This window comes from uncultured Microbacterium sp. (assembly GCF_913776565.1).
GTDB lineage: Bacteria > Actinomycetota > Actinomycetes > Actinomycetales > Microbacteriaceae > Microbacterium.
The window spans coordinates 1-6,660 of record NZ_CAJYPF010000103.1; the positions used below are offsets into that span (position 1 = coordinate 1).

The window sequence follows — 6,660 nt, forward strand, 5'->3', positions numbered from 1 at the left end:
TGATCGACGGCGATGACACCTACGACGCGGCGGCCCTTCCTGAGATGATCCGCACCCTCCAGGAGGGTCCGTACGATCACATCCTCGGCGTCCGGCAGGAAACGACAAACAGCGCCTACCGCCCCGGCCATGCACTGGGCAACCGAGGCTTCAACTGGCTCGTGGGAAACATCTTCGGCTCCGAGGTGTCCGACATGCTCAGCGGCTACCGCGTCATGTCCCGGCGCTTCGTCAAGAGCTTCCCGGCGTTGTCGCGGGAGTTCGAGATCGAGACCGAGCTCACCGTGCACGCGATGAGCGTGCGCGTCCCGCAGGCGGAGGTGAGCGTCGGCTTCAAGGACCGCCCCGAGGGCAGCGAGAGCAAGCTGCGGACGTACCACGACGGATTCCGCATTCTGAATCTCATCGCGCAGCTCGTCCGGCACGAGCGTCCGATGCTCTTCTACGGCATCGTGGCCGCTTTGCTCGCACTCATCGGGATCCTCGTGGGCATCCCGGTCGTTGCCGATTTCGTCGCGACCGGTCTCGTTCCGCGCCTGCCGTCGGCCATTCTGGCCATCGGCGTGGTTCTGGCCGGAGGCCTGGCCGCCGTCATCGGGCTCATCCTGGACGGTGTGCTGAAAGCCCGACGCGAGGTCAGCCGCCTCAACTACCTGACCTACAGCGCTCCCCCGTCCGAGTAATACTCCGGCGGCGTGACGAACGCCCCGCGGGCCGAAGCGGGTCTCTCCCGACTCGTCGACCAGCGGGGCGTTCTCGTTTGTCGCGAGGACGGATGCGGAGCAGCGGCCGGTCCGAGGAGCCGAGTCCCCGGCTGCCTCTGCGCCCGCGTCCCGCACCCTCACCGACCCCGAGCACTCACGGGCCCAGCAGCCCGCGATGCGGGGCGCGGGCTCAGCCGCATCCGGTGATGCGGTACAGCCCCATGTCGCCCTCCTGCAGGACCGGCTCGAACCCCGGCTGGGCGCCGTCCACCCTCAACCCCGACCACTCGGGGAGCGTCCCTCCGCTCGAGTACCACCGATCGTCGAGCTGGAGGAGGTAGACGATGTCGAGATCCTCGACAGCCGAGCACACGTCGGGGGAGAACCCTGAGACGGTGAGCTCGGACGACACCGTCTTCTTCTCGGGATCCCACTCCCCCAGCCAGTTACCGTCCATGGCGGGAAACAGCACGTCCGTGCCGAAAAGACCGTACGCGAGTCCGGAGCCGTCATAGGGGTTGTTCGCGACGACGACGCCATCTGGAACCACTCGGGCCACCTCTGAGAGGAAGTCCCGTTCAGCCGGCGAGATCATCCAGGCGTCGTCGGTCGCGAAGCTGAGGCGGATCCATTCTCGCTGCTGGGTGGCACCCGGCATGAAAACCGTCACCACCGCCAGAAGCAATGCGAGGGCCGGGAACGCACCGGCTCGGACGCGGGAGAACCGACGGCGCAGACCATGCAGGGCCCCCGCCACGGCGACACCGAGCAGAGGAACGCTCAACAGCGCGACGAGGGCGGCGAGGCGGTAGGAGTCGTGGTACCAGAACCCCGTCACGAAGTCGCGAACCCGCCCCTCGCTTCCGGCGGCGAGGACGTAGAGGACGCCGAAAGCGAGGGCGCTCGCCGGGAGCCACGACTCCCTCGGGTGCCGACGCACCACGGACCACCCTCCGACGATCACCACCGCGGCAAGACCGAACTGACCCAGACCACCGTTGAAGCCCAGCGTGACGAGTTCGCCGAACGCCTGCGCGGGAGTCTCGAATGAGTCCCAGACCCAGGTCACGGTCCGCTGCATGAACGGGGCGATGTAGAGCAGCGTCCACCCGCCGAGCAACGCCACGACCACGCATGCGGCCCACAACAGCTTCCACCGGACAGGGCGAGGCGCCATCACGATCGCGTTGACGATGAAGGCGAATCCGATCACGACCAGCGCGAAGACGGTGTTCGGCTGGGCGAGCGCCGTACCGATGACCGCGACGCCGATGAGCCCGACGAGGAGTGTCCGGCTCGCGATCGTGGACGACGCCCACGACCGCAACAGGACCACCAGTCCGGCGATGACGGCGGGCAGCAGCGACATCGCCATGAGGTTGGAGTAGAGCTGACCCCAACTCAGGAAGCGCCAGGGGAAGGCGCCGATCAGCTGAGCGGCAACGCCGACGCTGGCAATGAGGAGACGGGAATTGCCGAAGAGGGTCACGGCCAAGGTGATGGCCGAGAGGGGGAACACGATCACCGTCAGCAGAGCGGACACGGTCGTCGCAGCCAGGGGGATGGAGATGCCGGTGAGCTCGACCAGCAGCGCAGCCGTGGCGTGCCACCCCGCGGGGTAGAAACCTGACGCGTTCAGGGAGCCGTCCATGTAGCCGGTGTGGGCAGACGAACCGTCCTGGTTCTCGATGATGTAACGCACGACGTCGATGTGGAACATCGTGTCCTGGAGCTGGCCGATCGCCTCCGGTCCCGGCACGACCGACATGTACATGCGCCAGAACACGAAGACCCCGAAGACGGCGGCGATCGCCAACGGGACGACGCTGCGCCTGACGGCGCGCCCGAATGCGAGAACCGAGGGGCGACGACGGGACAGGGCCCACGCCAGCAAGGCGATCAGGACGGTGGTGAGGAGAACGGCGGACGGACCCCATGCCCACCCGAAGACCCCCCAGACGATGCCGCTGCCGGCGATGGCCCCCACGCTCAGCGCGGGGCTGAGGCCCCACAGCCTGGCCGGAAGACCCGAGAAGGCCATGATGACCAGGCCCGGGACGAGTAGCAGGAGGGCCCCGACGAGGAACGGCAGGATCAGGGGGGTCCAGGTCATCCGGAGGAGCCTTTCGTCGGCGCGGAGGGCAGAGCTGCCAGGGCGGTGTCGATGCGCTGTCCGAGCACGGGGGCCAGCGACAGGGCGAAGGAGCGGCTGAGGTGGTGGGCGTCGCGGTACGCGGTGATCCCGCCGAGATCCGCCGCGCAGATCCCCTGCGGGCAATAGATCTCGGTCAGATCGATCAGACCGACCCCCGGCGTCTGCGCCGCGGCGGCGATCTGCGGATCCGGGTTGGAGAACGCCTGGGCCTCCGACTCCGTGCATTCACCGGGGTTCCTCGTCGCCATGAGGCAGTCGACCGGGGATCGGTCCCAGTTCGGATTGTCACGAACGACAAGGACGGGTGCGCCCGTCCGCGCGATGAAATCGCCCCACGACGCTCGGAGCCCCGCAACGGAGGCGTCATAGGGTGTCCCCTGAGCGTCGGCCTCGACCATGTTCCCCACAATCGCGTACGAGGTCGTGACGACGAAGTCGTAGTGACGGTTCGGGTCCGTCAACGCCGCGGAGGCGGCATCTCGCCAAGACGAGCAGTTCTCGATGGCGGCGACGTTGTTGTCGGGGCGGAATCGCGTGGTCTGCGACCACGGGCAACCCGGCTTCAGATAGACGTCGAGCGCCCACCCGCGTTCCGCCGCAAGACGCATCATCGCGGGCGCCAGAGCCCCGGCGTGACTGTCCCCGACCAGCGCCACGCGACCGGCCGGCGCGGCCGCGTCACCGAACGAGCAGCGGATGAGCTCTCCGTTCGAATCCTGACTGAAGCACTTCTCGATCTCGGGGTCCGCATCACCGAAGACGATGTCTGCCGCGGGAACAGGGGCCGCGTCCGCGCTGCATGAGGGATCGACGACGGCGGTGGCGCCGGCGCACGTGGTGACGGCGAAGGCATTCGCGTCGGCCAAGCGCGACGCGACCATCTGCTGCCCCACGGCGGGGGCGACCGCGGACGCTCCCACGAGCAGGGCGGAAGCGGCCGCAGCGGCGAGGAACGTGGGGACGGCACGCCGAGCGGTCAACCATGTCGCGTTGCGCGCAGGGTCCTCGATGAAGCGCTTCGTCGCGTAGGCGAGGATGACGCTGGCCACGATGATTGCCAGCTTCAGAGCCGTCGAGAGCGGCCCAAGGACCCATGGCAGCATCACGATGAGCGGCCAATGCCACAGGTACACCGAGTAAGAGACATCCCCGATGAACTGCACCGGACGCCAGGAGGCTGCGGCGTCGAAGGAGCCACGTGCACCGGTCGTCCCCGCGAGGATCACAGCCACGGTTCCCACGACGGGAAGCAGTGCGATCGCACCCGGGAAGGGGTCGCTCGATCGGATGATGAGGGCGGCGAGCGCGATCAACGCGATGCCGACCCACCCGATGATCGCCCGGGGAAGCGCCCCGAGCCGCAACTCGGTGAGTCCGACGAGAGCGAGCATGCCCCCGAGACCGAATTCCCACGCACGGGTGAACGTCGAGAAGTACGCGACGGAGGGGTTAGTGGCGGAGTACCAGACCGAATACGCGAAGCTGGCGAGGACGATCACCCCGAGGACGACGCGAGCGAGCCCCAGAAACCGCCCACGCGCCGCGCGGACGGCGAGAGCCACAGCCGCGAAGACGATCGGCCATACGAAGTAGAACTGCTCCTCCACGGACAACGACCAGTAGTGCTGTGTCGGAGGAGCGGCGACCGCCTGGGCCCAGTAGTCGACTGAATCAGCGGCCAGCGCCCAATTCTCGACGTAGACGCTCGAGGCGGCGATGTGGCGGAAGATCGTCGGCCATGCGCTGAGGGGGCCGACGAAGAACGTCGCCACGCCGATCATCGCGAGAACGAAAAGGCTCGCCGGCAGCAGCCGTCTGATCCTCCGGCCCCAGAACTGGATGACGCGCACTCTGCCCGTCCGTTCCACCTCCCGCAGCAGGTGAGCGGTGATCAGGAAACCCGAGATGACGAAGAAGACGTCGACACCGACGAAGCCCCCCGGCAGACGGTTCGGCCAGAGATGGAACAGCACCACCAGCGCGACCGCCACGGCCCTCAGACCTTGGATTTCAGGCAGGATGCGGACGGATCTGCTTTCGCGACGCGCGCGAGAGCGGACGGGCGAGAGCTGAACGGACACGGTAGCCCATCCTAGTGGGGCGATCTGAGGTCACGCCGTACGGAGCACCGCTCCCCCGGCGGCCGTCCAGGAAATCGTGCCGCGCTCGAACTTCTGCGTGCAGGATGTGGACGACGTGCACTGTTCGAAGCCGGTCGGGTATCCCATGGAACCGTTCTCCCAGCCGCTCGCCGCCCAGGCATTCCGGATCGCACCCCAGGTGGGGAACGCACCGGCCGCCGAGACGTGGACGTCACCACCCTCGAAATGCTGGAAGCACCCGTTCTCCCGCAGGCCGCACGTGAGGGCACCCGTGGGGTATCCCAGCTTGCCGTTCTCCCATCCGGTCGCGCCCCAGGCATCCTTGACCGCGCCCGCGGTGACCCAGGCGCCGGTGGCGGGACTCCAGTGGATCTGACCGCCGGCGAAGTACTGGAAGCAACCGCTGCGGACGAGACCGCAGTTCTCTTTGCTGGTCGGCAGTCCGAGGGCGCCATCCGCTGCACCGCCTGCGCGCCAGGTCGCGATCATTCCAGCCATCACCGCATAGACGGGACCGGTCTTCTCGCCGGCGATCGCTCCGCGTTCGAACTCCTGGACGCACGACGCGTCGCTCGAGCACTCGAGATCACTGGTCGGATAGCCGAGGGAGCCACCCTCCCACCCGAGCGCGCCCCAAACGTCCTTGACCGCGCCGCGGGTCGCGTGGGCGCCAGACGTAGGGCTCCAGTGGATCTGACCACCCTCGAAGTACTGGAAGCACCCCGAGCGGACCAGCCCGCAGGTTTGCGCAGATGTCGGCTTGCCGAGGACGCCGTCGACACCTCCAGCGGCATTCCATGCCGTCGCGATCGGCCCGCTGACGATCGACACCGGCCCCTCTCCGCTGCGAAGCAACGTCCCGCCCTCGAAGTCTTGGCGGCACAGGCCGTTGGCGCAGGACACCTCGGTCGTGGGGAAGCCGAGCGCCCCGTCCTGACGGCCGGCGTCTGTCCAGGCTTGACGGTAAACGCCCGCGAGGATGTGGGCTCCCGAGCCGGAACTCCACGTGATGAGCCCGTTCTCGAAAGTCTGCGAGCATCCCGAGCGCACGAGGCCGCAGGTCTCGGAGGTCGTGGGGTATCCCAGCTCACCCCGCTCATAGCCGGTCGACGCCCATCTGTCGAGAATCGCACCGCGCGTGGCCTGCGCCCCGGTCGGGTTCGTCCAGTGCACTTGCCCGTTCTGGAACAACTGCACGCACCCGCCCTTGATGAGCGTGCAGTTCTCGTCGGAGGTGGGGTAGCCCATCCACCCGCGCTCGTAGCCGTTCGCACTCCAGCGACCCAGAATCGCCCCGTGGGTGGCGTGGCCACCGGTCGCATTCGTCCAGTGGATCTGGCCGCCCTGGAAGAGCTGGAAGCACCCGCCCTGGTCGAGGCCGCACGTCTCCGCACTGGTCGCGATACCCAGATACCCCGTTGCTCCACCCGCACGCTGATAGGCATCACCGATACCGCCGGTGACGGGGTAGGACTTCGTCGAGCCGAACCAGTCCGTGAAGTACTGGAAGAAGTTGCGGTTGCCGTAGGCCGAGCAGCTGTCGCCGGTGCCGTAACCGGCAGCGAGAGCCGCACGGTTCGGCTGGTACGGCGTGTAGTAGTAGAGGTTGGACGTCGCCTGATTCTGCACGCGGACGGGCGAACTCCCGCACGACGCGTCGGGTGAGTAGCGCACGTTCCAGGTCTTGCCCGGTGCGTAC

At 67.7% G+C, this 6,660-nt stretch carries 3 protein-coding genes and 1 pseudogene; 1 reads left to right on the plus strand and 3 read right to left on the minus strand.

Annotation, left to right across the window (positions count from 1 at the left end):
• Positions 1 to 683: glycosyl transferase (locus QZ433_RS05610; RefSeq protein WP_295780597.1), on the plus strand; the 683-nt coding region annotated here is incomplete at its 5' end.
• A gap of 211 nt (positions 684 to 894) precedes the next feature.
• Here QZ433_RS05610 and QZ433_RS05615 read toward each other — a convergent pair.
• The 3 genes and pseudogenes from QZ433_RS05615 to QZ433_RS05625 form a co-directional block, all read right to left on the minus strand.
• Complete coding sequence (locus QZ433_RS05615; protein ID WP_295780599.1) at positions 895 to 2,817, minus strand: DUF6541 family protein; 1,923 nt, start codon at positions 2,815 to 2,817, stop codon at positions 895 to 897.
• Positions 2,814 to 4,940 (minus strand): acyltransferase family protein, encoded by a 2,127-nt coding sequence (locus QZ433_RS05620; RefSeq protein ID WP_295780601.1) that lies wholly within the window; start codon positions 4,938 to 4,940, stop codon positions 2,814 to 2,816. Before QZ433_RS05620 ends, QZ433_RS05615 begins: the two co-directional genes overlap by 4 nt.
• 30 nt (positions 4,941 to 4,970) lie before the next feature.
• Positions 4,971 to 6,660 (minus strand): annotated as a pseudogene (locus QZ433_RS05625) (hypothetical protein); the annotation flags it as partial.